Source organism: Brevibacillus sp. IT-7CA2 (assembly GCF_949767855.1).
Classification (GTDB): domain Bacteria; phylum Bacillota; class Bacilli; order Brevibacillales; family Brevibacillaceae; genus Brevibacillus.
In genome coordinates, this window is record NZ_CATKQT010000011.1 from 572010 (window position 1) to 597641 (window position 25632).

A 25632-nucleotide genomic window follows, 5' to 3' on the forward strand; every position below is an offset into this window, starting at 1 on the left:
AAAATCTCTGCTTTATCAATATGCAGCCTTACGAACGACGCAAGATTGCACGTACTGGACTTCCATCTGCTTCCATTAAAAGCAGCGGCAGTGCGATCAGTTCGTAATCACCCGGTTCGACATGATCGAGCAGAAGCCCCTCCAAAATATGAATATCATGCTGGTGAAGCCCATGATGAGCAGCCAGTTCCTTGCTGTCCAACGGATCGACAGATGGGACATCCACTCCGATCAGCCGAATGCCATTTTGGGCGAGGAACGCTGGCAAGTCCGCTCGCAGATGACAGATGGTTGATGGAAACTGATCGGGGTCGCTCCACGATAATGTTTTGAGCAACAAGCGCTCCACCCCCTCCAGATCAACGTGGGCAAAATCTTCTGGGCCAATGCTGGGACGTCCAGTAAGCTCTACCACTCTTGTCACTCCAATGTACAGATCCAAGGGCAATGCCGCCATTTTTCGACCATCATCATCGAAATGGAATGGAGCATCCACATGTGTACCCGTATGTACACTCATCGTTATTTTACCGACATTGACTGAGCCACTCTCCGCTTTGGGCCAGTTTACGACATAGTGAAAGGGAGTGTCCCCTGGCCAGGTCGGCATACCTGCCATGAGCGGACGGGATATATCTATTATTTTCATCGCGAATCCTCCACCTTCCAGCAACTGTTTATACCTATACTCAGCGTACAAAAAAGACTATATTGAGTCAATATTCTAACATTTGTGCCAAAAAAAGACCGCAGCTTGATAGTGAGCCGACAGTCTTTTCGTTGATATCAGATTCTACTATGAAGAGACAGGTAGTCCCACACTTCATCGTAGATTCCGTTGTAATCCACTTGTTTCAAATGTTCTTTCAAAGTCCTCAACCACTCAATGGTTGTTGGATAGGTAGCTGCAATAGCCTCTCGTAGATCGCTCATTTGAATCGGGCGATCGACCCCTTTTGTTACGATATCATGCCATACCTGCTCCGTTGCGAGCTCCACTACATACTCGATGTCTGCCCCCGAATAAAACTCTGTCCATCCTGCTAAATGCCCATAATCGAGCATCTCAGTGGGACGGCCCTCCAGTTTTAAGCGAAAAATATCCTCCCGTGCTTGCCGATCTGGCGGTCCAACAAAAATCCAGTGATCAAAACCAGCCGCTCGGAGCATGGAAGGCTCCAATTCCCATGGAACGTTGGTTGCTCCCATCAGGACGAATCGTTCGTCGTACTCGCCTGCCTCCACTATCTGCTGAAGCCATTTGGAATCGATCTCCTGTCTGTTGGAATTCGCATTCTCTTCGTAATGGCTGGAAGCGTCTAGTTCATCTAAAAAGAACAGAAACGTTTTATTGGCAGGGACTGTTGCCAGTAAGTCATGGATGTTGAACTGCCTGTTCGACGACGTATACATACTTCGACCGCCTGTGATCGCCATGGAGAAAAAATGAGCCTGGCATTCTTCTGCGGTTGCTTTTGCTAGCAAAGATTTTCCGCACCCCGATGGTCCGTAAAGTAAAATGGTACTTCTCTTTTGAGGCAACCGTTGCGAAATAGGATGTAGGAGTCTTTGAAAGATTGCCTCTTTTACTCGTCCAAGCCCGCCGACCATTCCAAAACCTGCCGTTTTCTCAACGAGTTGAACCGATTTCTCGGTGGCCTTCCCTTTGCCCCCTTCGATGACGCGTATCTTAGGTGTAAACATCGTAGTATATGTAGAGGAATCCTTCTGATGGATCCCTTTTAACGTCCGCGAATATGGGGATTCCTTTTGTAGCTTGTTGAGCTCGATCACAATTTTTTCCTTCATCGCTTCATTTCCATAGGCAAGGGCCTGCGTAAACGCCTGTAAAGCCTCCGTACGATCCCCCTGCTCAGCATGCTCTAATCCTAATAACAGCCATACTGGCGCATTGCGTTGATCGCTCGTCAACATGCTTTTCAGTATTTCTATCTTCGTCATCTGCTTCATCCTCTGCGATCGTTCTGCTCCAAGCGATCGTTTAGTATCACGGACATATCTATTATAATGCATACGTCTCGCAAGAAGAATACGAAAAGTAGGAAAAGATGGAAGAAGGGCTGTGACCGTCACGCGAAAAAGACGCCTCCAGCTGCACAGCATTGGGCGTCCAAAATTCAGTCTCTATCCTTTCGCCGGAAAAGCTCCGCCTTCCACACAAATGATGAACGAGAGTCCGAGATAAGGTTGCATATTATTATGAGGCTGAGTCCCGCCTGTGGTTCCAATTGCTTGCGGGCTAAGCTGTGTCCCATCACTCGTGTTAGAGTAAGGAATGATACCTCCCCGGCCACCAGTGGACGACCATTTCGCCCCTGTTGGCGTATCCCCTGTAGGCGTTGAGCAAGCATTGGGAACATGAGTATGCGCCGGAATTTCGTTTTGCAGCAGTGTTATCTTGGCTGTGCCATCAGTCTGACCTGCCGTACGCGGTGTCAATCCAGGTCCTTCCCCCTGGTTCATCGGGGCTGTGCCCCTTAAATTGGGAAGCGCAAATGTGGTCTTGCCATCGCCGCCATACTTTGTTCCCAATATCGAATACAAAACAGGATTGGAAGGGATCGCAAGCAGTTGTCCATCACAAAAAGCCCAGTCCCTCGGCGGGTAGTTGCCAGCGAAGATACGAATTTCTCCAATATACGGATCCATATGATAGTGCCTCCTCTAGTTTCTTGGCGGGTAAATCCCTTGAATCGCGATGCAAAAATTCCCGACCAAATACGGCTGCATATTCGTATGAGGTGCACTGTTTCCTACCGTTTGCAACGCACTCTCACTCATCGTTGTATCAGGGGTTGTCCCATAGGTTGTGGTGGATGCTTGTGCCCAGTAGTTCCCAGCGCTAGTTTTTTCATTGGCACCTGCATTCGAGCCCGTCGCGGTATGGGTATGATCGGGTATTTCGTTTGTTGTTAATACATGCGTTTCTTCTCCGGCTGACATACCAAGCGGTACGATTGGACGATCTTGTTGATTGTTTTTATGAACGGGGACACGCCCTCTTAAATCTGGTAAAGCAAACGTGTTTTTCCCGTCCCCCCCATAAACAGCTCCTAACAAGGAAAACAGTGCCTGGTTTCCATTGATAGACAACAACGCACCATTACACAAAGCCCAACCCTTTGGCGCAAATGGAAAGGGGAAAAATCGAATTTCTCCAAGAAATGGTTCCATGTAAAATCCTCCTGTTCGATTGGAATGTTAATTTTGTTGAGGATAGATCCCATACAGGGCAATGATGAAATTAATAACCGTAAACGGCATCAGGTTACTGTGTGGTTGATTTCCACCTACAGTACTCAAGCTGGACGCGTTCATCAATCCATCAGGTGCATTTGTTGAATATAGCTGCGAATTCTTTGCCCATACTGCATTGGCAGGGCTGTTCTGCGTTCCTGGCTGCGATGATGCATGGACCGTATGTGTATGCGCGGGCAATTGTGGGACGTTTAAGGTGACGGATTCTACACCATTTTTTTCACCTATCACGAAGGTAGTTCCTGTGCTCGGATTTTTCCCTTGATGGAGCGGGATACGTCCCCGTAAATCAGGCAACGCAAAAGTCGTTTGTCCATCCCCGCCGTATGTGGTTCCAATCAAACTATACAATGTGTCGTATTCAGAAATAGATAAGATCTGCCCATCGCATAATGCCCATCCTTGTGGTGCATAATCTCCTCCAAACATCCTGATTTCTCCTAGAAATGGCTCTGCCATGTTGCATCCTCCTTATGTAAAGTGGTTATTTCCGTTGTCGAACGAACAGTTTGCTCATTTTTGCAGAAGTGGCTGCCATTCCATTTGGATATACAGCCCCGTTGAGTCTGTCACGATGAAATGAAGTCGTTCATATAATCGAAAGGCGGGGTTCCCTTGTAAAACACGTAAACGGATTGGTAATTGGAAAGCTTGAGCCTCTTTTTGCAGATCGCCAATCACGCTAGAACCAACACCCTGTCCCCGATAAGCAGGCAGCAAAGAAATATCTACAAGATGCAAATCATCTCCGCTCGCATCCGTGATCATCCGACCGATAGGCTGCTCGGATCGGAGAATGATTTGGTGCTTCTGAGCGGGAAACTGCATTTGGTATGATTTCTGCTGCATGATAAACTGCGACTGTAAAAAAGCAAGCTTGTCCGACTCACTCCAACCCCAAAGAGCCATTTCTTCGGTTCTCGTAGAACAGTACAATTCCCAAATAAATGCTTCGTCTTGCTCATATTCAAAAGGTCTGGTATGTACCATAATCCTCCTTGCATGCAATCGTTGTACTTTTCTGTCATTTGATCAGTTACCTGCTTGCATTCTTTCAGGCCTGGATACGCCGACTTGTCCTTCCTATGTGTATCGCTCTTCCTCCTTCGAACTTTTTCTGATATCCTGCCTGATTAAATAGCAATCATGAATAATGATATCATTAGCCAAATTCCTTCTAACACTAACTAAAGTTAGCTCTTTTACATGAAAAACGCTTCGTCCCCAAAAAGAGAAGAAGCGTTTTTATCTCACGTGTACAATTAGTCTTTTCCAGTGCCTTCGTTATCCTCAATGTTCTTACCGTTGCCGTTGCCGTTACCTTTTCCGCCACCGTTGTCAGTTCCGCCGCCGTTGCCTTTTCCGCCACCGTTGCCGGTTCCACCGCCGTTACCGTTGTCTTTACCTTGGCCTTCACCTGTTCCGCCGCCGTAACCTTTGCCTTGGCCTTGACCTTCGCCTGTTCCGCCGCCGTAGCCTTGGCCCTTGCCTTGGCCTTGGCCTTGGCCTTCGCCTGTTCCGCCGCCATAGCTTTTACCTTGGCCTTGGCTAGTTCCACCGCCGTAGCCTTTGCCTTGACCTGCTCCGCCTCCCATGCCTCCGCCTTGATCTGCTCCGCCTCCCATGCCTCCGCCTTGACCTTTGCCGCCTCCATGGTCTGCTCCTCCACCGTGACCTTTGCCGCCTCCATGGCCACGTTTGCCAGATTTGATACTATCATAGGAATAAACAATACTTTGGAACGTACGATTATCTACATTTCCTGTAACAGGCAACCCGTGTTTTTTCTGATAATGCTTCACACCTCGTACGGTAACATCATCGTAGTATCCATTGATTTGACCCGAGTAACTACTTATTGATTTCAACATCCCCTGAATCACATAAATATCTGGCCCATGAGCACCTTTGCCCACAGCCTGTCCCGTATGAGGAAGGGAAAACATGAGTGTGGCAGACAAAAAAGCTGCACCGATGATTTTCTTAACCTTCCCTGTTTTCAAAAGAGAGCCCAGGCTCCCCGTTCCTTTATTCATACACAAGCACCTACCTTTACTTTTTTTGTAACCTCCCTTACTATTCCCTACTTTTCTTTCCTATTGCATCTGGCGATTCTAGCTTCCTCTTACTTTATTGCTGATCTATCAACGTTTTTATGACTTGCAAAAATAAGGAAGAACCCATATACTTTGGTTTAAATGATTAAGTTTATTAACGGAGTGTGCAATGACGAATCCAACCTGCAATGAAAAAGCAATTCAAATATTTATGGAGTTAAGTCCATACTTCCAAGGCTTGGGTGATCCGATTCGGCAGCAAATCGTAGCTCTTCTCATCGACAAGGAAAGCATGAACGTAACACAAATCGCCGAGCATATTCCCATGTCTAGACCTACGGTGTCTCATCACTTGAAAATATTAAAACAAGCGGGCCTAGTAAACGTTCAAAAGAAGGGAACAGAGATGTTCTATCGGCTTGAAATTACAGAAGCGATCCGACTTTTCAAGCAATTGGTGACTTTCGTCGAAGAAGAGTGCAACTGAATTTGAACCGTCACGAAAAGGGACAGTGTGTCCCTGTTTTTCACAATCATCCGTTAATAAACTTAAACGAATAAACATTTAATCAAAGGGGAAATCTACATGAATCTCACCAAAGTTCTAATTGTCGGCGGCTACGGAACGGTCGGGAGCCAAATTGCCAAGATCCTGCACGATCGCCACCCTAATCTCGAATTATTGCTGGGAGGAAGGTCTGCGGGAAAGACTTTGCCATTTGCGTCCACTAGGCTAAAGCCTTTCCTCTTGGATATCTCCAAATCCGATCCTCTCGCCCATGCCCCAGATGATTTGACCTTGATAATTAGTGCAGTAAATGATCCTGATGACACACTGCTACTTGCTGCAGTTCGCCGACAGATCCCTCTGATTGACGTCACGCGTTGGACAGAACGATTTACACGTTCGATCGAACGCTTGAAGAATGAGAACATTGGCTCTCCAGTCATTCTCGCCTCAGGGTGGATGGGGGGAACTGTAGCGCTTCTCGCAAGCATACATGCAGCTGCCCTGCAAGATGTCCAGATCCATCTTCACGCCCTTTATTCCCTTCAAGACAAAGCAGGTCCAGATTCCACCGACTATATGGATCGCATGACGATCCCTTTTACTGTCATCTCACCCACTGGCGTAAAAGAAGTTACACCCATGTCAGATCCGGTACCCGTGACCTTTCCGAATGGATACCATACGAAATGCTATCGTCTTGACACACCGGATCACATGACGCTCGTGAAAGCCCAAAACGTAACTACCGCTGATTTTCGCATCGCCTTTGACCATAAACTGTCTACTTTTGCCCTCGTTTCATTGGTAAAAAGCCGGATATGGAACCTGCTCAGCAAGAGCACACGTCAAAAAATACTGTACAATCCAGGCGCAGGGTCACCTCACCATGTTGTCATCCAAATAAATGGACGCAATCAGCATGGCATAAACGTAAAACGCCAAGTCGACATTACTGATCCGAAAGGGCAGACTCATCTGACCGCTTTGGGCGCTGCCATTTTTGCACAACAAATCATTTTGCAAAATGAAAACTCTACGGTTACGCCCGGTATTCTTTTTCCAGAGGATTTTGGTCATTTCGAAATGACTGGCGACGATATCCTCCAGTTCTATCGATCCGAAGGAGTCCAGATTGTGATCCACGATGAAACAAAAAAGAGTAGGACGGTTTGACCGCCGCCCTACTCTTCATCATATATCACTTATTCAAAAAAAGTACGCGGGGATTTCCGCCATTCGCCCAATACTTTTTCCTGTTCGCTTGTAATAACCCCTTGCTCTGAAGCTACTTCCAAAAGTGCTGTGTAATTCGATATCGTGGAGCAAGGAATGCCCGCTTCCTCAAACAAGGCTTGGGCATCCGGGAATTGGTAGCTGAAAATGGCTACGACCCCCAGTACCTCTCCACCCTCAGCCTGCACCGCTTGCGCTGCTTTCAAGGAGCTGCCTCCTGTGGAAATCAGGTCTTCAATCACGACTACCTTTTGACCAGCCGCCAGTGCGCCCTCAATCTGATTTTGGCGACCATGGCCTTTTGCCTTGTCCCGTACGTAAATCATAGGCAGATCAAGCAGCTCTGCTACCCATGCAGCATGTGGAATACCAGCAGTCGCTGTTCCAGCAACGACTTGCGCATCTGGGTACTGCTCCTTGATCAAATCGGCAAACGCTCTCGCAATGGCACGGCGCACATGCGGATAGGACATCGTGATCCGGTTGTCGCAGTAGATCGGGGATTTGATCCCGGACGTCCATGTAAAAGGTTGCTCCGGTCGCAGATGAACTGCCCCGATTTCGAGAAGATTCGCTGCAATTTGTTTAGCGGTTGTCATTGTCGTCATTTCACTTATTCCCTCCAGCTGGCTACTTTACGAACGATCTTTTTCCACTGCTGCGACGATACTTTGCCAAACCCCTACCGGATCTTTTGCACCCGTTATGGCGCGTCCGATCACGAGGTAATCACTGCCCAAGCGGAATGCCTGTTCCGGCGTCGTGATACGCGTCTGATCGCCTTGATCTGCTCCCAGCGGACGAATTCCTGGCGTTACGGTTACGAATGCGTCTCCAGCAGCTTTTTTGATCATCGGTACTTCTAGTGGAGAAGCAACGACTCCATCCAAGCCAGCTTGCTTGGTCATCCGTGCATAGTGCACCACAACATCTTCTACCGCACCTGGAATCGCCAATTCTTGATTCATCGTTTGCAAACCAGTGGATGTCAGCATCGTCACACCGATCAGGAGGGGACGAGCAGCACCTGCCGCTGTCCCTTGCTCCAAACCTTCTCTGGCTGCCGCCATCATGGCTACGCCGCCTGCTGCATGAACGTTTACCATGTCTGCTCCCAGACGCGCCAGGCTTCTCATCGCGCCTTTAGCGGTATTGGGAATATCGTGAACCTTCAAGTCGAGGAACACTTTGAATCCTTTTTCCTTCAGAAAGGAAACGATCGCTGGTCCTTCTGCGTAAGCGAGCTCCATCCCTACTTTTACATAGCGGATATGCCCCTGTAGCGGCTCGATGCACTTCTTGACTTCATCCAGAGTGGAAAAGTCGAGCGCAACAATCATGCGTTCGCGAATATCGGTTAGTTGTTGTTGCACGCTGCTCTCCCCTTTTTATACGGTTACTGCCACTTTGGCACCAGCACGCTGGGCTGGCATTGCTTCTGTTGAGAATGTGATCGTCTCTAGTACGTGCAGGAGAGCGGAAGCTGTATCGAGTGAAGTCAAGCATACGGCGCCGTTCTCTACTGCTTCCCGACGAATGCGGAAGCCGTCGCGTTGTGGCGTTTTGCCTTTTGTCAGTGTATTGAGTACGATGTTCGCTTCGCCTGTATGGATGACATCCAACAGGTTTGGCGTGCCTTCGGACAATTTGCTTACGCGTGTTACTTGTAGTCCTGCTTGCTCCAAATAATCGGCTGTGCCTGCGGTCGCCATCAGCTTGAAGCCGAGGTGGCGGAAGCGTTTCACGATGTCTAGCGCTTCTTCCTTGTCTTTATCAGCAACTGTCACGAGCAAGGTGCCTTGTGTCGGGATATTCATGCCTGCTGCGACTAAGCCTTTGTACAACGCTTTTGCCAGAGTGCTCTCGCGTCCCATGACTTCTCCGGTCGATTTCATTTCAGGGCCGAGCGTAATATCGACGCGACGCAGCTTTGCGAAGGAGAAGACTGGTACTTTGACAGAAACCATCGACTCTTCTGGATGGTAGCCCGGTGTAAAGCCTTGTTCGATGATAGAGTAACCAAGGATTGCTTTCGTTGCGATGTTCGCCATTGGAATCCCCGTTACTTTGGAGAGGAATGGCACCGTACGGGACGAACGCGGATTGACCTCGATTACGTATGGGCGGTCTTTATAGATGACGAACTGGATGTTGAGCAAGCCTTTGATTTGCAGGGCACGTGCCAGCTTTGTCGTCATATCGATCAGTTCATCCTTGATCGCTTGGGACAAGGATTGCGGAGGATATACGGCGATGGAGTCACCGGAGTGCACACCTGCGCGTTCGATATGCTCCATAATGCCTGGAATCAGAACGTTTTCGCCGTCGCAGATCGCATCGACTTCCACTTCTACCCCGACCATGTAACGGTCTACCAGTACAGGGTGATCAGGATTTACCTTCACCGCTTTTTCCATGTACTCCAACAGTTCGGACTGGTTGTAGACGATTTCCATCGCACGTCCGCCAAGTACGTAGGATGGGCGAACCAGGACTGGGAAGCCAAGACCTTCTGCTGCCACTACTGCCTGCTCGACTGACGTAACCGTTTTGCCTGGTGGTTGGGCGATTTCCAGCTTGCGCAGCAGCGCTTCGAACTTCTCACGGTTTTCCGCTGCGTCGATGTTTTCCAGACTCGTACCCAAGATTTTGATTCCGCGTGCAGTCAGCTTGTCAGCCAGGTTGATCGCGGTTTGTCCGCCGAATTGTACGATGACACCCTCTGGTTTTTCCACATCGAGAATGTTCATGACGTCTTCGATGTACAGCGGCTCGAAGTACAGGCGATCAGAAGTGTTAAAGTCTGTAGAAACGGTCTCCGGGTTGTTGTTGATGATCACTGCCTCATAGCCCGCTTCTCTCAGTGCCCAGACAGCGTGGACAGTCGCATAGTCAAACTCAATTCCTTGCCCGATGCGGATTGGTCCGGAGCCCAGCACGACCACACGCTTCTTGCCAGTCTCGATGCGCTCGTCTTCTACTTCATACGCGGAGTAGTAGTACGGTGTTTGCGCTTCGAATTCTGCCGCGCAAGTATCTACCATTTTATATACAGGTACAAAGCCTTTTTCTTTGCGCATTGCATGTACCGCTTCTTCTGTCTCACCGCACAGTTCAGCAATTTTGCGGTCCGTGAAGCCCATGCGTTTTGCTTCGTACAGCTTTTCGCTCGTCAAGCCTTTTGCCAGTTCCGCTTCAAAGGCAATCATTTTATGGAACTTGTGCAGGAAGAACAGATCGATCTTGGTCAGGTTGTGCAGTTGTTCGATCGTCCAGCCACGGCGCAGTGCTTCTGCCAGCAGGAAGAGGCGTTCGTCATCCGCGTGCACCAGTCGTGTTTTCAAATCGTCTTCGCTGATTTCGTCTGCTCCCTTGATCTCGATGTGATAGCTGCCGATTTCCAAGGAACGGATGGCTTTCATGATCGATTCTTCAAAAGTCCGACCGATCGCCATGACTTCTCCAGTCGCTTTCATTTGCGTACCGAGCTTGCGATTGGCGGATTGGAACTTGTCGAACGGCCAGCGTGGGATTTTGCTGACGATGTAGTCCAGTGTTGGCTCGAAGCATGCGTATGTTTGGCCTGTCACTGGGTTTTTCAGTTCATCCAACGTGTAGCCGATTGCGATTTTGGCTGCCATCTTTGCGATTGGGTAGCCTGTCGCCTTGGAAGCCAGTGCAGAAGAGCGGCTCACACGCGGGTTCACTTCGATCACGTAGTACTGGAAGCTGTGCGGGTCGAGTGCGTATTGTACGTTGCAGCCACCCTCGATACCAAGCGCCCGGATGATGTTCAGTGCGGATGTGCGCAGCATTTGATATTCGCGGTCAGCCAATGTTTGGCTAGGCGCTACTACGATGGAGTCACCTGTATGCACGCCGACTGGGTCGATGTTTTCCATGTTGCAGACTACGATGCAGTTGTCGTTGGCATCGCGCATCACTTCGTACTCGATTTCTTTCATGCCGGCAATGCTTTTCTCGATCAAGCATTGCGTAATCGGGGAGTATTTCAATCCGCTTGCGACGATCTCACGGAGGGTTTCTTCATCTTCACAAATTCCGCCGCCTGTACCACCCAAGGTGTAAGCAGGACGAACGATGATGGGATAACCGATTTCGTTTGCAAAATCGACAGCTTCTTCTACCGTGCTCACGATGACTGATTCAGGTACCGGCTCGCCCAGTTCATTCATGAGGGAGCGGAACAGGTCGCGGTCTTCTGCTTGCTTGATCGATTCCAGCTTGGTTCCGAGCAGCTTTACATTTTCTTGCTCGAGAACGCCTGCTTCTGAGAGGGCAACAGCCATGTTCAAGCCTGTTTGACCTCCAAGAGTAGGCAGTAGTCCATCCGGCTTCTCTTGACGAATGACGCGCGCTACGAATTCAAGTGTGATTGGCTCGATATATACTTTGTCCGCCATGTTTGTATCAGTCATGATGGTCGCTGGGTTGGAGTTGATCAGAACTACCTCCATGCCCTCTTCTTTTAACGCTTCGCATGCTTGCGTTCCTGCATAGTCAAATTCTGCAGCCTGCCCGATGACGATAGGTCCAGAGCCGATTACGAGGATTTTTTTCAGATTATCTTGTTTTGGCATGAGTTTTTTCCTCCTTAGCGGTTTCCATCATCGCAAGAAACTGGTCGAACAGGTAGCCGGAATCATACGGTCCTGGAGCTGCTTCTGGATGGTACTGTACTGAGAATGCATTCTTCGCTGCATGTCGTACGCCTTCGATGGTGCCATCATTAAGTGCGATATGTGTAACTTCCAGTTCCGTGCCTGCCAGTGAGTCTTCTTTGACTGCATAGCTGTGGTTCTGGGATGTGATATATGTGCGTCCGGTTGGCAGCTCTTTTACCGGATGGTTGCCGCCACGGTGTCCGAATTTCATTTTCGTCGTGTCAGCGCCAGATGCTAGTGCGAACAACTGGTGACCAAGGCAAATTCCGAACAGCGGATATTCACCCAAGATATCGCGAATCATCTCTACAGCTTGCGGTACGTCCTTCGGGTCCCCAGGGCCATTGGACAAGAGAATCCCGTCCGGCTGAATGCGGCGAATCTCTTCTGCTGTCACATTGTAAGGCACAACGACAACGTCGCAGTTGCGTTTGGTCAACTCGCGCAAAATCCCGTGCTTGGCTCCGAAGTCTACCAGCACTACCCGATGACTTGTACCTGGGCAGCTGAAGACGCTTTTCGTAGAAACGCGTGATACTTGGTCTGTCATCAATGTCGTGCCGTTCAGGGCAGCAACCAATTCAGCCAACGGGGCTTCACTGGTTGTAATCATGCCCTTCATTGTGCCGTGGTAACGAATTTTTCTCGTCAACATCCGTGTGTCGATACCGGCAATGCCCGGGATGTCGTATGTTTTCAGCAGTTCATCGAGTGTGTTCGTATTGCGCCAGTTGCTGGGTGCCTCGCAATGCTCGCGAACAACGAAGCCGTGAATGTACGGACGAACAGCTTCAAAGTCGTCTCGATTGATCCCGTAATTTCCGATTAGCGGGTATGTCATGGTGACGATCTGTCCGCAGTAGGATGGGTCGGACAAAACCTCCTGGTAGCCAGTCAGCCCTGTATTGAAAACCACTTCCCCGTAGGACTCCTTTGTCGCTCCAAATGCCGTCCCGATAAATTCTGTTCCGTCTTCCAAGATCAATCTTGCACGCATCTATGCTCCTCCTCCATTGTCGTGTAAAAACTTGTGTCTTGTCTGTAAGTCGTTTTTACACGTTTTGATATACGATCTTCCCATCTACCAGCGTCAGGGTCGGCCAGCCTTTGCATGCCCAACCAGCAAATGGTGTGTTGATTCCTTTACTTGCGAATGTGCTTGGGTCAATTGTTTTTTCGGTTTCCAGATCAATCACAGTCAGGTCTGCTGGTGCGCCTACTTCCAGACGTCCGTATGGCAGTTTGAATGCTTCTGCTGGCTTCACGGTCAACAGCTCAACCAGCCTCTTCAAGGTCAGCTCTCCAGTTTGCACGAGATTTGTGTACAGGAGCGGGAATGCTGTCTCCAGTCCGACGATTCCGAACGGTGCACGGTTAATCCCGTTTGCTTTTTCCTCTTGAGTGTGAGGTGCGTGGTCTGTGGCGATCATATCAATGGTGCCGTCTTTCAATCCCGCAATCAGTGCAGCGCGATCCTCACGAGAGCGCAGTGGCGGGTTCATTTTCCAATTCGTATCCAGATTGTCCGGGATATCCTCGTCGCACAGCAAGAGGTGATGCGGACTGACTTCACATGTTACATTTACGCCAGCGCGTTTCCCGTCGCGTACCAGACGCACCGACTCTTTCGCGCTGATGTGGCATACGTGGTAGTGCACACCTGTCTGTTCTGCCAGTAAGATATCGCGGCCAACGTGGATGGACTCTGACTCAGAAGGAATTCCAGGGAGTCCGTGTCGAGCTGCTACCACCCCGTCATGCAAGGCTGCTCCCGGGATCAACAGGTCTTCGTCTTCACAGTGAGCAACGATTGCGATACCGAGCTCTGCTGCTTTTTGCATGGCCTTTTTCATCATTGCTGTGGATTGCACACCTACACCGTCATCTGTCAGCGCGAAGATCCCCGCTTCTTTTAACCCTGCGAAATCCGTCAACTCTTTTCCCAATTGGCGAACAGTAATCGCACCATACGGGATCACGCGCGCCATACCAGCCTCGCTCGCTTTGTCCAAAATGTAGGTCACGGTCTCGACACTGTCGATGGACGGTCGTGTGTTCGGCATGCATGCTACTGTTGTAAATCCGCCTTGTACCGCTGCTTTTGCCCCTGTTTCGATCGTTTCTTTATGTTCAAAGCCTGGCTCACGTAGATGTACGTGGGCATCGATGAGACCCGCGCTAATCATGCCGCCGTGGCAATCGATCCATTCATGCCCACAGCGATCGAGCGTTTCCCCCATCGCTGTGATTCTTCCCTTTTCCACCAATATTTCCATCGGGGTGAGTTCCCCCGCCTGATTTAGTACGTTGCCGTTGCCAAGGATGATTCCCATGTCATTTCGCTCCCTTTCAAAAGAGTTTCTAGAACTGCCATTCTTGCTGCGACTCCGTTGGTCACTTGGGTTTGAATCAAGGACGTTTCGCTTTCTACCAAATCGGTATGAATCTCAACCCCGCGATTGACGGGTGCCGGATGCATGATAACTGCGCCGGACTTCATCATTTTGGCTCTTTCCAGAGTCAGCCCGTGTGCCTTGTGGTACTCTTCCTTCGATAGATAGAGGGATTCAGCATGGCGCTCCAGCTGAACGCGCAGCATCATGACCACATCTGCGGTTTGAACCGCTTCTTCCATTTCCACGATTTTGACACCTTGCGGGATATGTGCCGGCATCATCGTAGCTGGACCTGAGAGCAGCAGATTCACGCCGAGCTTCGGCAGCGCATGCAGGTGAGAACCGAGCACGCGGCTGTGGCGCAGGTCTCCAATGATCGCTACCGTGAGACCAGAGAGCTTGCCAAACTGCCTTTTCATGGTCAAAAGATCGAGCAGGCATTGGGTCGGGTGCTCATTCGTTCCATCTCCCGCGTTGATCAGCTTCATGTCTACGCTTTCTGCCAACTCTTGCAGCAGGCCTTCTTTCTTAGTGCGAATAACGGCTGCTTCCACTCCCATTGCTTCCAAGGTGCGGATCGTGTCATAGACCGTCTCGCCTTTTACGGTAGAGGAGGTTTCCGGAATGAAGTTCAAAACATGTGCGCCCAGTCGCTTTTGTGCTACCTCAAAAGAGAAGCGGGTTCTGGTACTGGCCTCGAAGAACAGATTCGCGACAAACCGTCCGCGCAGGATATCCGCTTGCTCAGTTGGTCTGGCAGCCCAATACTCTGCTCGCTCGAGGAGCTGGATGATCTGTTCTTTCGATAAGTCTTTGAGGCCAATCAAATGCGCTACATTTTTCATCATGAATCCCTCCGATTCTTTCATGTTAAAAGAAAAAGCTTCTTGGCATCGCTTTGCATCTGGAGGCAAGCGAGACAAGAAGCTGGTTGAGTGCCTTTTTTGGGCAGCCAAAACAGCGTTCTTTGCCTTGCCAGCCTCTCTGGACTGGATTTAAAGGATTGGGAACGTTTAGGCTATTTGTTTTTGTTCTTCGCGGTGCGCTTCTCCCATCGCGGACTCTTTTCCTGGAAGGATCAGGTGCAGAATGATTCCCAGGAAGGTAGAGAGTGCGATATTATCGATGGTCAGATCGTTCAGGAAAGCGATACCTGTACCTGCAAAACTGATTTTGTATCCGCCGATTCCCGTTACGAGGATGACCGCTGCGAGAATCATGTTGCGCTTGTCTGCAAAATTCACTTTGTGCTCGACGTACATCCGCAAGCCTTGTGCCGCGATGATACCGAACAGGATGATGGAGACACCGCCAAGTACCGGCGTTGGGATCGTCATCAAGAAGGCACTGACCTTACCTGCGAAGGCGAACATAATCGCGAGAACGGCAGCCAAACCGATGACGACGCGGCTGTATACCTTTGTAATCGCAAGGACTCCGATGTTCTCACCGTACGTCGTTGCAGGTGGACCGCCCATAATCGCAGCGAGTGACGTTGCAATACCGTCCCCGAGTAAGCTGCGGTGCAGTCCAGGGTCTTTCATCAAATCACGATCCATGACTTTACTCGTTACCAGCAAGTGACCCAGATGCTCTGCCAATGTGACGAAAGCGACTGGTGCGATAACCAGGGCAGCGATCCATGCGCTTGGATTCGCCATTGCACTCGTCACCTCTGCGAATTTGAAGTGGGAGGTAAACATTTCACTGAATCCAACAACCCAAGGAGCATCTTTCACTGTTTGAAAATGAATCAGATCAGGGTGACGCAGCAGTGTGTATACATAACCTGAAACCATTCCGATCAAGATTGGGATAAGACCAAGGAAACCGCGCAGCATGACCGCTGCAAGAACTGTTATAACCACGGTAATGAGCGAGATTTCAATCGAAGTCAGTGACATTTGCGATTGACCGTCTACAGTGACTTTCGTTGCCATATCTACTGCTACGCCAGCCAGGCTCAGACCGATCACAACGATGACGGATGCGATGACAACTGGTGGCAGTACCCGATCGAGCCATTTGACTCCTGCCTTCTTCACGATCCCGGCGACGATGATGTACACAATCCCGGAGAGGAAGCAGCCTAAGAGTGCCGTACCTACGCCATGCGATTGACTCACGACGATAATCGGACCAATGAAGGCGAAGGAAGAACCGAGATAGTTCGGAAGCTTTCCTTTGGTGATCCACAGGAACAGCAGTGTCCCGATCCCGCTCGCCAAGAGGGCGGTTGCAACATCCAGACCCGTCAAGATCGGTACGAGTACAGTCGAGCCGAACATCGCAAACAAATGTTGAATACTTAGTGGCAGCAATCGCGAAATATGTGGTGTTTCGTCTACATCGATGTAATTTTTCTGGCTCATGCCTGTATGCCCCCTGTTTTGTTTCTTTCATTCAAAAAGCTTCTTTTATACAAAAAACCTCTTTGTGCGGACACAAAGAGGCTAGCTTCGCCATGCTCATGGGAAGTTTCTTGCCTCTTGCCGACCTCACGGGATCGTTTTTAAAGAGGGGTATTTTATTTTTACAGTAGCTGTCGGATGGACACAATGTCCATAACGTCCACTTCTGCCAATTGTACATCGACAATTTCCGTTCGAGCAGTTGGGAGGTTTTTTCCGACGAAATCAGGGCGGATTGGTAGCTCGCGATGACCGCGATCAACCAGAACAGCCAGTTGAATCATCCGTGGGCGACCGTTGTCAATCAGTGCATCCAATGCGGCACGCACGGTTCTTCCTGTGTAGAGAACATCATCCACCAGAATCACAGTCTTGCCTGTGATTTGATCCGGGAGCTTGGAGCCTTGTAAAATGGCATCTTCGGACTTGTGTTGCAGATCGTCACGATAGAACGTAATGTCCAACTCACCGACTGGTACTTTCACATTTTCAATCATTTCGATTCTTTCCACAAGACGTTGCGCGAGGTAGATCCCTCTGGTCTTAATGCCCACGATAATGAGATCCTCGACGCCTTTGTTTCGCTCGATAATTTCATGTGCGATTCGTGTAAGCGCTCGGCGAATTGCGGCTTCATCCATAATGACGCTTTTGTTGATCATCTCAATATCCCCCTTCTCGACGGGAACAGTGGACCTTACGAAAAAAGGCTCCTTGTCAGGAGACAAGAAGCCCTCGGACAAACTGACCGGACTTTTAAGAGTCCCGCCTGCTTGTCATTCCGTGCCCTTGCCAGCCTCACTGGACTGGATTTAAAGGTTCCATTCGTCATGTAGAAATTATGTCACGATTCTGGACGGGTGTCAATGCAGCCCGGAAAAGTCTAACTATTCCCAATAGACGCTGACCCACGGTGGCAAGTAGTTCGCATAATAACCAATATCCCCTGTAATGTCTTTGATCAGCTCGACTTGTTTGTCCGCATCCTCGCCAATTCCTTGGATAAACAGGGAACCATGCTCCGCTCGATTCAAACGCAAGAAAAGAAGCTGTTTACCATCTGGAGACGGCGCAGGATAGTAGTCCGTTGTATTCGCTTCTCCTTTTGTCACCTGCTGCTCAGCTCCATCTGCGGACCGCCGCCAGATGCCTTGTTCCGGTACCATGACCTTTTTTGGATCATACGAATACGGCGTAGACAAGCCTCTAGTGAAAAGCAGCGTGTACGGAGCTTTTGGAATCCATACCGGATAAGTGTCTACCACCACTGGACCAGGGCTGACTGCTTTAACCTTTCCTGCTCGATCCGCCAGCTTCAACTGCTTGTTTGTCGTGGCGATCCGGTCAGTGCCATCGACAAAAGCGAGCCGTTCGCTATTTGGTGTCCAGGCAAGCCAATCAGGATAAGCCAATCCTGTACCGAGCACTATTGGCTTTTTGGCAGGCTGTGTCAAATCAAACCATTGAATCGGTACGCCATCAGCAGACAAGGAGCCGGAGTTATACCTGACAAAGTAGGCCACAGACTTCCCATCCGGGGATACTTTTAAGCCTGTCGCTGCCCATGGGTAGATACCTTCCTCCACTTTTGGCGGTTCTGCAATCGGGTAGGCAGCCAACGGTTTACCTGCAAGCGTGCGCAAGGCCAGCGTCATCGGCTTATTTTTTTCGGCAGGTAACGAGACAAGCATGTTTTCCCCATCCGGCATCCAGGCAAAATCTGCGAAATCAGCATTTGTTGAACTTTGCAAAGTTAATTCTCCCTGCTCATGGACATCTTTTACAATCAACAATGGTCTCGGCGCTTCATTACTGCCGATATTCACGGTGTACGCTAGCTTGTTCGCTTTCGGGGACCATTTAGGCATTTCAAAAACCGCTCGCTCGTCTACCTGCACAGCTTTGCTGCCGTCAGCACTGACGATCCATACGTAGCCAGGCGTCGAGTAATTGTCGTTGCCTTTGTATTTCACAAACAGGAGCCACTTGCCATCTGGCGACCAACCCACGATCTGTGCATAGCCGTCCTTCGTGATTTGCTTTATCTTTCCCGTTACATCCCGTCCATCTGCCAAAAACAAATGCTGGTTGCTCGTAAATGCAATTTTTGCCGGAACGCTTATCTCCTTGTTCACACGCTCTGGCTGTTGGCTTTGGGCTGCCACCTTTGCTTCACCGTTTGCTGTGACAAGTACAACCAAAAGGACAAAAAGGCTGATCAGCTTCCCACATTTTCGAATCACAGGCATCCACTCCTTACACTCTCAATTGAATGATGAAAAAAAACGCCAGAAGAAAGTAATAAGCTCTCTACTAGCGTTTTCCATTCCAACTACCATTATGTAAGTGTCACATGAAGACTGGCTGCAACAACAAAAAACGATTGCCATACAGATCCTCGAAAACAACCTCCATGCCATACATCACTTCGGTTGGTTCACTCACAAACTTCACGCCGCGTTGAAGCAGCGTTTCGTATGTGGACCCAAAATCATCCGTCTCCCAAACCCACATTGGATTTTTGCCGACCTGACGAAGCATTTCCTGCGCAACATTTTCCCGATGCCAATGGGTTGGGTCATGCAATACGATCTCGATCTCCTGCCCTGGAAGACCGACAGTAAGCCACCGAGAGCCATCATCCATACGAGAATCCATGCGTTTTTCGAAACCGAGTTTTTCCGTGTAAAATCGCAATGCCTCTTCACAATCGTGAACGTACAGCGTCACATGCGCTAATCTTTTTAGCACGGCTATTCCTCCTGTTCTCTTACGCTTGTTTGAGAACTTCTATGACGTCAAGCATTTCCTTCGGCATTGGTGCTTCGAATTCGAGCTGCTCTCCTGTACGGGGATGGCTGAAGCCCAGTGTTTTCGCATGCAGAGCTTGTCCATCGAGCTCCACTGTATTTTTCGGACCGTATTTCGGATCGCCCGCCAATGGATAGCCAATGTACTTCATGTGTACCCGAATTTGATGGGTACGACCTGTTTCGAGTTTCAATTCCACCAATGTGTACTCTTTGAAGCGTTCCAGCACGATAAAATGCGTGACAGCCGGCTTGCTGTTTTCAAAAACGACCGCCATTTGCTGGCGATTTTTCGGATCGCGCCCAATCGGTGCTTCAATCGTTCCCATTTCATGCGGGATGACACCATGAACAATCGCGACATACTTTCGATTGACCGTATGTGCTTTCAATTGTTCTGCCAACCCCATGTGTGCCTTGTCGTTTTTGGCTACCATTAACAGGCCGGAAGTATCCTTGTCAATGCGATGGACAATTCCCGGACGCAAAACGCCATTGATTCCGGACAAATCCTTGCAATGTGCCAAAAGCCCATTGACGAGTGTCCCACTGTAATGACCAGGAGCAGGATGCACAACGAGGCCACGTGGTTTATTCACGACCACGACATCGCTATCCTCGTATACAATATCCAAGGACATCTCTTCTGGCTGGATCGCCATTTCTTTTGGCGGCGGAACACGGAGGGTCACTTCGTCCTCTGCCTGCAGCTTGTAGTTGTTTTTGATCGGTTCACCATTAACAGTGACACGGCCTTCCTTCACCCAAGCCTGCACTTGTGAACGGGACCAATCTTCATTTTGCAGCGTGATAAATTTATCGATGCGCTCGCTCTTATCCGCTGGGTCTACCGCCCAATCGTAACGTTCAAACAATTGCGTGTCATTCATGTATGTTCTCCACCTATCCGAGCTTTCCCACTATTATTCTCATGACTATCTGTTTTTCTTCCCATCCAAAAAAACATCGAGAAGCAAAATCCCCACACCAAACGTGATGGCCATATCAGCCACGTTAAAGATCGGGAAGTTAATCAACGTAAAATCGAGAAAATCTACGACTTGACCGGTCATCGCACGATCAATGAAATTCCCGACTGCTCCACCCAAGACCAATGACAGCGCCAACGATGCACGAGGTTGTTTTTTTCCCAAGCGAATCAAGGAAATGACAATCCCAATCACAACGACAGTGGTAATGACAATAAAAAACCAACGTCGATTTTGCAGGATGCCAAACGCCGCTCCCATGTTTCGATGGGAAGTTAGATGAAATACGTCCGCGATCAAAGGAATGGATTCTCCCAGTTCCATATACTTCACGACTAAATACTTTGTAAACTGATCAAGCGCAATAATTACTGCCGCAATGAGATAGTACAACAATGGAATGTCCTCCTTATTCTACTTCGACCAGCAACTGTACAAACACAATGTCAAATGACAATTTTACCAGAGACAGTCTACGTGAACAAGCGCTTTCCTTTTTTGTACAGTCGATAGCCTTTTCGCACGACTTCCAGCATCCACAATGGAATTTTCCATCCACGATCCTTGATAAATGGCAGATACACCTTGTAATACGCCTTGCGTAAATCACGCCATTTCGTGTCTGTATCATTGACATAGTAATCCGATACGTCAATCAGATAACCTCGTCCCTGATCCATTAATACATTTTTCCCATGGACATCATGCGGAAACAAACCCTTCCTGCGCGCCTCTTCTAGCGCTTCCTCCACGTCTTCAATCACCTGCGGAGGAATCGGAATACCAAAGCGAACACAGTCAAACAGGGGGATGCCGTTCATCCGTGTAATGACCAAGTATCCTTCCCCATAATCATAACAGACGGGGAAGGAACGAGTCTCCCCTAGCTTGCGATAGACTTCGATTTCCTGTTCGGCTCCTGGTCTTCCAGGTGCGTACAGCTTGATCACTACCTTTGGATAGTCCGGGTGGGCAAATACGGCAGCATAATTGCCGGTACCGACCAGCTCCCACGGGTACGGCGTATGGTGTACTACGACTGGATCATCCGGTGACAGACTCTCCACTTGAACTTCCTGTAAAAATGCTTGCATTATATGCTGATCGATCCGCATCGTTTCTCATCATCTCTCATCAGTTACCGACTTCGAACTACGTTAAAACAAAATTAATGAAGGTTCATCTACTACGATCATTCAGACACTTCTTATAAGGGGCAAAAAATCCTTTACACTGGTGAGGCCAGGAAGTCCTGTCCGATTCCAATGAAAGGATTGCATATGGACAAGAATACCTCATTTTTTTGATTTGGTAAATGGGTAGTGAATGTCCAGCAATAGCATCTCCATGCAAAAAGCGAAACCGCGTCCAAAGTGGTCCTTTCAGGATGTGTTTCAGAGGTGGACGCTTAACGGCGTGTTTCGCTTTTTGCATTGCGTCTCGGTCGGTGTCCCTAAGATCTTCGCTTTTTTCTCCTGTTTCCTCTACGAGCTTTCCGTGTTTACCCCGCTTTTTAAAGCTTTGAAAGAATGAAGAAATGTCATCTGTTACGCTAGAGAAGAATATTTCCAGACGTAGCGACTTGTGGAGTCCTACCTAGCGGAGAAGGGATGAGCGGGCAAAAGAAACGCAACGTGCCCTCGCTACGTAGCGGCTACACACTTTTGCGTTTCCCCGCTAGTCCCTTCGGAGCGGACAGTACAGACTTCCCCGCGGGACGGAGCCTGGAGCCTGGAGCCTGGAGCCTAGACTGGAAATATTCTTCTCCTCTCCGCAGCCACATAACAGAAGCCTTACGTTGTCGTCAAAAAAAGAAGAACCTGGCACATCCATGCAGGCTCTCCCCTTCAGAGTTTACACATTAATCTCCAAAAACCATTCGCGAATCGCATCTTGCAGCTTTTGCAAGGCAGTCGCATTCGTTGCTTCACAATAGATGCGTACCAACGGTTCTGTGCCAGACGGACGGATCAAGATCCAATGTCCTTCCTCGAGCAACAGCTTGACCCCATCCACTCGTTGAATCTCCAAAACCTGATAAGGCCCAATGAGTGCAGGTGGCTTGGCGATCATTTGCTGTACCCATTGATCTTTTTCCGGCAATTTCATATCAAGCCTCGTATGGAACAGCTCGCCGAACTGCTCGTATACGTCTCGCAATATTTGATCGATTCCTTTGTTTTCATACGCGCACATCTCAGCGAGCAACAAATTGATGAGTACGCCGTCCTTCTCCGGGATGTGACCGAGAATACTGGCCCCGCCACTTTCCTCTCCGCCGATGAGCACGTCGCCTTTGCGCATTTCCTCACCTACATACTTGAAGCCGACTGGCGTCTCCACCAGTTCAAGTCCATAATGCTTAGCCATCCGATCCAGTAGATGCGTGGTCGCTACTGTCCTGACAATCCGTCCGGTCAAGCCACGATTTTTTCGCAAATGATAGGTTAGGAGCACGAGTGCTTCGTTTGGCGTGATGTACTGTCCGAAGCGGTCGACGACTCCGAAACGATCCGCATCGCCGTCATTGGCAAGACCAAGAGATGCTTGGCGTTCTACGACTTCTTTTTTTAGCAAATGCAAATGCTTATCGTTTGGCTCAGGCAAATTTCCTCCAAAAGCCGCATCCGGGACTTCTCGGATTCCGACGTTTTTCACCCCCGCCTCTGACAAAAAACCGCTCACGTAGCCCATGCCTGCACCATGCATGGCATCGACAACAACGGACAAGGAAGAGTTTTGCAAAACATCCATGTTTATCATCCGTCTAAGATGCGCCTCGTAATGAGGACGCAGCACAATGACTTGCAGCAACTTGCGGGCCTTTGCTTCCGCGAGGGAAATCGTACGCACCGATTTCGTCTGGCAGGTTTCGGTGATCCACTCTTCCAATCTTTGCGTGATCGCAGGCGTTGCAGGTCCAGCATATTCCGGAATGTATTTGATGCCGTTATATTCGGGTGGATTGTGACTGGCCGTGATCATGATTGCGCCACTCGCTGCAAAATGCTTCACTCCAAAGGCTACGGCAGGCGTTGGCGCTGCTTCGTTCACCAAATAGGTACGAATGTCATTCGCGGTCAGAACAGCTGCAACCTCCTCTGCAAAGCGTCTCCCCAAAAACCGCGTGTCGTGCCCAACCAAAACAGGCTGCTCCTGTTGTCCGATTTCTTTGGTATAGCTGGCGATGGCTTGTGCAACAATGCGGACATTCTCGACAGTAAAGCCATCTGCGATTATGTCACGCCAACCGTCCGTACCGAAACGGATCGTTGTCATCTCCTCATCTCTCCCCTCGTTACCGCAACTCATTCACCTTCTCCAAATATCGCAAAACAGTGGCAACATAAGTAGCATGCGACCACGTCAGCGGTGCAACGGATACGGGAGCACCTGTATACGGATCGAGCTGTTCGGATAGCGCGCCGCTTTGTAGGGCATGGCGTACGACCCAGGCCAGTCTGTTCTTTGGCTCTTGGAGTTCATCGAGCGATTTTGCCTTGGCAATTTCCCAATCAGCCACCCATAACGTGCAAATGATCCATGGATTTCCCGGCACCTTCGCCGTGTCATGTGATTTTTTGAAATAATAATCCCCTTGATAGCGAGCAATTCCACCTATCACAGTATCTACCCGCAAACTCTTTTTGACTGCTTCCATTGTCCGCTCAACTCTCGGATCGTCTACGGAAAACACATCAAGCGCAAACAAGGCGAACAAGCTACTCTCCACCGTGAAATCTTTTTCGACACTCCCATCTGCTCTTACATAAATCCCTCGCAGAAAACGCCCGATTTCAGGGTCGTACAGATGTTTTTCCATTGCCCCACGAATGCGCTCTGCCCCTTCTGCGTAGCGTTTGTAGCGCCGATCATCCCCGAACAGCTGGGCGAAACGAGCCGCAGCCATTAAGCCCGCGAAAACCGTCGCACTAGTAAACGTAAAAATTCCCCGTCTCTCTTCCCATAAGTCGTAGCTTGGATTCGGGAGTTGCAGCTCTGGATGGACATACTCCAGCAAAAAGCGGGCCGCCGGACGAACCAGCGTGGGATAGAGCGCCTGGCAGTCTTCAATTTGCTTGCCACTCTTGTATTGCTCCCAGAGCGCGTACAGCACGAGCGCCGTCTCATCCTCCTGAATCGGGATCTGAATTTCTCCGTCAACAATATACGGATGCCAACTGGAGCCGACAGACCCATCTGGATTGTACTTGTGCAGCAAATACCCGTCCTTATTCAAGGCATCTGCGCAAAATCGGAAAAATGGTGCGACCACTCCCGTATAGCCCGCTTTCGCCATCGCACTCGCAATCAACGCCCCATCTCTTGGCCACATGTAGCTGTAATGGTCGCGATTGAATTGGAGAATATCTGAGTCATTCGCAGCGAGAATTGCTCCGTTCTGATCGATTTGCGTGCGCACGAGTAGCAAGCTGGTTTTGTACAGATTGACAACCTCTGCTGGAAGATCAGCAAAGTCCCGCTCTTCCTTATTGACCCAACGCTGCCAATACACAGCGACCCGACTGAGTAAACGTTCTGGATCACTTTCGAGTACATACTGGTTCAATACTTTGACATCCTCATACGATTCACCAATGCACATCCAGTAAAAGAGCGCCTTCTCTTCTTGCGGTTGCAGCATGAGGGAAAAGGAGATCGTACTATCTACGGAGCCTTGTGCAATCGGATTGCCGGACAAAAGACCATCCTCCGCGTCCCTCCAGGTCCCCTCCGCATAATTGAACCGCTTGATCCCGACGCTATATTGATCGATCCCACCCGTATCCGTTTTTCCATTTGCCATGATGTACACATTGCGCTTGTAGTGATAAATGGTGCGCAAGATGGGATCAAAAACAGCGGTATCCCCTACCTCCGTCTCATTCAAGCTGAAATCGTGATTAAAAAACAGCCTGACCTCCCGCACCTCGCTCGTCAAATTCCGAACGCACACCTTTTTCAAATAAATCGGGTCACGCTGATGCACACCATCTGCAATTTGCAGGGAGATGCCCAGATGTTCATGAAGCGCATGAACATCTGTCACCAAAGACTCCTGTCCGTATCCGAGCTTCCGCGTCCAGCCGTCTTCATCCAGCCAGGAAAAGCGACCTTGCACCCATATCCCCAGCTTGCTAAAGTGTCCCCCAACATGATTCAGCTGACCGACATACGGAAAATAGAGATCACGCATGTGCAGCTTGTCATCAAAATTAATCAGCAGTTTTCCGTTCCCGACGACGAGCGGTCTCGGCATG

Annotated in this window: 25 protein-coding genes; 3 read left to right on the forward strand and 22 right to left on the reverse strand. The window is 49.5% G+C overall.

Annotated features, from left to right (window positions below):
- Positions 1-28: 28 nt before the first annotated feature.
- The 7 genes from kynB to ACM6JA_RS09310 form a co-directional block, all read right to left on the reverse strand.
- Entirely contained in the window at positions 29-649 is a 621-nt protein-coding gene (gene kynB / locus ACM6JA_RS09280) for an arylformamidase (RefSeq protein ID WP_414852054.1), read from the reverse strand.
- Between the two features lie 137 nt (positions 650-786).
- A complete protein-coding gene (locus ACM6JA_RS09285) occupies positions 787-1962 on the reverse strand; it encodes an ATP-binding protein (RefSeq protein ID WP_414852055.1) in 1176 nt (391 codons plus the stop codon).
- A gap of 183 nt (positions 1963-2145) precedes the next feature.
- Positions 2146-2670: a phage tail protein gene (locus ACM6JA_RS09290; RefSeq protein WP_414852056.1), complete on the reverse strand. Its 525-nt coding sequence runs from the start codon at positions 2668-2670 to the stop codon at positions 2146-2148.
- Between the two features lie 15 nt (positions 2671-2685).
- Positions 2686-3195: a phage tail protein gene (locus ACM6JA_RS09295; protein ID WP_414852057.1), complete on the reverse strand. Its 510-nt coding sequence runs from the start codon at positions 3193-3195 to the stop codon at positions 2686-2688.
- Between the two features lie 27 nt (positions 3196-3222).
- Positions 3223-3738: a phage tail protein gene (locus ACM6JA_RS09300; RefSeq protein WP_414852058.1), complete on the reverse strand. Its 516-nt coding sequence runs from the start codon at positions 3736-3738 to the stop codon at positions 3223-3225.
- A gap of 54 nt (positions 3739-3792) precedes the next feature.
- The gene (locus ACM6JA_RS09305) at positions 3793-4269 is read right to left on the reverse strand and encodes a GNAT family N-acetyltransferase (RefSeq protein WP_414852059.1); all 477 of its coding nucleotides are present in this window, start codon (positions 4267-4269) and stop codon (positions 3793-3795) included.
- 272 nt (positions 4270-4541) lie between these two features.
- Entirely contained in the window at positions 4542-5315 is a 774-nt protein-coding gene (locus ACM6JA_RS09310) for a peptidoglycan-binding domain-containing protein (RefSeq protein WP_414852060.1), read from the reverse strand.
- 190 nt (positions 5316-5505) lie between these two features.
- On the opposite strand from ACM6JA_RS09310, the gene ACM6JA_RS09315 reads away from it, so the two are divergent.
- Together ACM6JA_RS09315 and ACM6JA_RS09320 are read left to right on the forward strand one after the other, a co-directional pair.
- Positions 5506-5823 (forward strand): ArsR/SmtB family transcription factor, encoded by a 318-nt coding sequence (locus tag ACM6JA_RS09315; RefSeq protein WP_007728447.1) that lies wholly within the window; start codon positions 5506-5508, stop codon positions 5821-5823.
- Positions 5824-5922: 99 nt separating this feature from the next.
- The gene (locus ACM6JA_RS09320) at positions 5923-7020 is read left to right on the forward strand and encodes a saccharopine dehydrogenase (protein WP_414852061.1); all 1098 of its coding nucleotides are present in this window, start codon (positions 5923-5925) and stop codon (positions 7018-7020) included.
- 29 nt (positions 7021-7049) lie between these two features.
- Here ACM6JA_RS09320 and pyrE read toward each other — a convergent pair whose 3' ends face one another.
- From pyrE to ACM6JA_RS09350, 6 genes are read right to left on the reverse strand one after another with little or no spacing between them, the layout of a single operon-like run.
- Positions 7050-7688 (reverse strand): orotate phosphoribosyltransferase, encoded by a 639-nt coding sequence (gene pyrE, locus ACM6JA_RS09325; protein WP_409174607.1) that lies wholly within the window; start codon positions 7686-7688, stop codon positions 7050-7052.
- Positions 7689-7715: 27 nt separating this feature from the next.
- On the reverse strand, positions 7716-8453 hold the full coding sequence (gene pyrF / locus ACM6JA_RS09330; protein ID WP_414852062.1) for an orotidine-5'-phosphate decarboxylase: 738 nt from the start codon (positions 8451-8453) through the stop codon (positions 7716-7718).
- A gap of 15 nt (positions 8454-8468) precedes the next feature.
- Positions 8469-11681 (reverse strand): carbamoyl-phosphate synthase large subunit, encoded by a 3213-nt coding sequence (gene carB / locus ACM6JA_RS09335; protein WP_414852063.1) that lies wholly within the window; start codon positions 11679-11681, stop codon positions 8469-8471.
- The gene (locus ACM6JA_RS09340) at positions 11665-12762 is read right to left on the reverse strand and encodes a carbamoyl phosphate synthase small subunit (RefSeq protein WP_414852064.1); all 1098 of its coding nucleotides are present in this window, start codon (positions 12760-12762) and stop codon (positions 11665-11667) included. The genes carB and ACM6JA_RS09340 overlap by 17 nt, the downstream gene beginning before the upstream one ends.
- Before the next feature lie 55 nt (positions 12763-12817).
- Positions 12818-14098, reverse strand: coding sequence for a dihydroorotase (locus ACM6JA_RS09345; RefSeq protein ID WP_414852065.1), 1281 nt, complete (start codon positions 14096-14098; stop codon positions 12818-12820).
- Positions 14065-15006, reverse strand: coding sequence for an aspartate carbamoyltransferase catalytic subunit (locus ACM6JA_RS09350; protein WP_039961401.1), 942 nt, complete (start codon positions 15004-15006; stop codon positions 14065-14067). Before ACM6JA_RS09350 ends, ACM6JA_RS09345 begins: the two co-directional genes overlap by 34 nt.
- A 1-nt stretch (position 15007) precedes the next feature.
- On the opposite strand from ACM6JA_RS09350, the gene ACM6JA_RS09355 reads away from it, so the two are divergent.
- Entirely contained in the window at positions 15008-15160 is a 153-nt protein-coding gene (locus ACM6JA_RS09355; protein ID WP_414852066.1) for a hypothetical protein, read from the forward strand.
- A gap of 14 nt (positions 15161-15174) precedes the next feature.
- Here the strand turns inward: ACM6JA_RS09355 and ACM6JA_RS09360 are convergent, their stop codons facing one another.
- The 9 genes from ACM6JA_RS09360 to ACM6JA_RS09400 form a co-directional block, all read right to left on the reverse strand.
- On the reverse strand, positions 15175-16533 hold the full coding sequence (locus ACM6JA_RS09360; RefSeq protein WP_414852067.1) for a solute carrier family 23 protein: 1359 nt from the start codon (positions 16531-16533) through the stop codon (positions 15175-15177).
- Between the two features lie 161 nt (positions 16534-16694).
- Positions 16695-17234 (reverse strand): bifunctional pyr operon transcriptional regulator/uracil phosphoribosyltransferase PyrR, encoded by a 540-nt coding sequence (gene pyrR, locus ACM6JA_RS09365; protein WP_007728461.1) that lies wholly within the window; start codon positions 17232-17234, stop codon positions 16695-16697.
- A gap of 225 nt (positions 17235-17459) precedes the next feature.
- A complete protein-coding gene (locus tag ACM6JA_RS09370) occupies positions 17460-18821 on the reverse strand; it encodes a hypothetical protein (protein WP_414852068.1) in 1362 nt (453 codons plus the stop codon).
- Between the two features lie 100 nt (positions 18822-18921).
- Positions 18922-19323 carry a VOC family protein gene (locus ACM6JA_RS09375; RefSeq protein ID WP_414852069.1) on the reverse strand — a complete coding sequence of 134 codons (402 nt, stop codon included), beginning with the start codon at positions 19321-19323 and terminating at the stop codon, positions 18922-18924.
- Positions 19324-19342: 19 nt separating this feature from the next.
- Positions 19343-20272, reverse strand: a complete 930-nt coding sequence (locus tag ACM6JA_RS09380; protein WP_007728464.1) for an RluA family pseudouridine synthase — start codon at positions 20270-20272, stop codon at positions 19343-19345.
- Positions 20273-20317: 45 nt separating this feature from the next.
- Positions 20318-20767 carry a signal peptidase II gene (gene lspA / locus ACM6JA_RS09385; protein WP_007728465.1) on the reverse strand — a complete coding sequence of 150 codons (450 nt, stop codon included), beginning with the start codon at positions 20765-20767 and terminating at the stop codon, positions 20318-20320.
- Between the two features lie 77 nt (positions 20768-20844).
- Complete coding sequence (locus ACM6JA_RS09390) at positions 20845-21486, reverse strand: serine/threonine protein kinase (RefSeq protein ID WP_414852070.1); 642 nt, start codon at positions 21484-21486, stop codon at positions 20845-20847.
- 739 nt (positions 21487-22225) lie between these two features.
- Positions 22226-23650: a phosphoglucomutase/phosphomannomutase family protein gene (locus ACM6JA_RS09395; protein ID WP_414852071.1), complete on the reverse strand. Its 1425-nt coding sequence runs from the start codon at positions 23648-23650 to the stop codon at positions 22226-22228.
- Between the two features lie 19 nt (positions 23651-23669).
- Positions 23670-25631: a glycoside hydrolase family 15 protein gene (locus ACM6JA_RS09400; protein ID WP_414852072.1), complete on the reverse strand. Its 1962-nt coding sequence runs from the start codon at positions 25629-25631 to the stop codon at positions 23670-23672.
- Between the last annotated feature and the right edge of the window lies 1 nt (position 25632).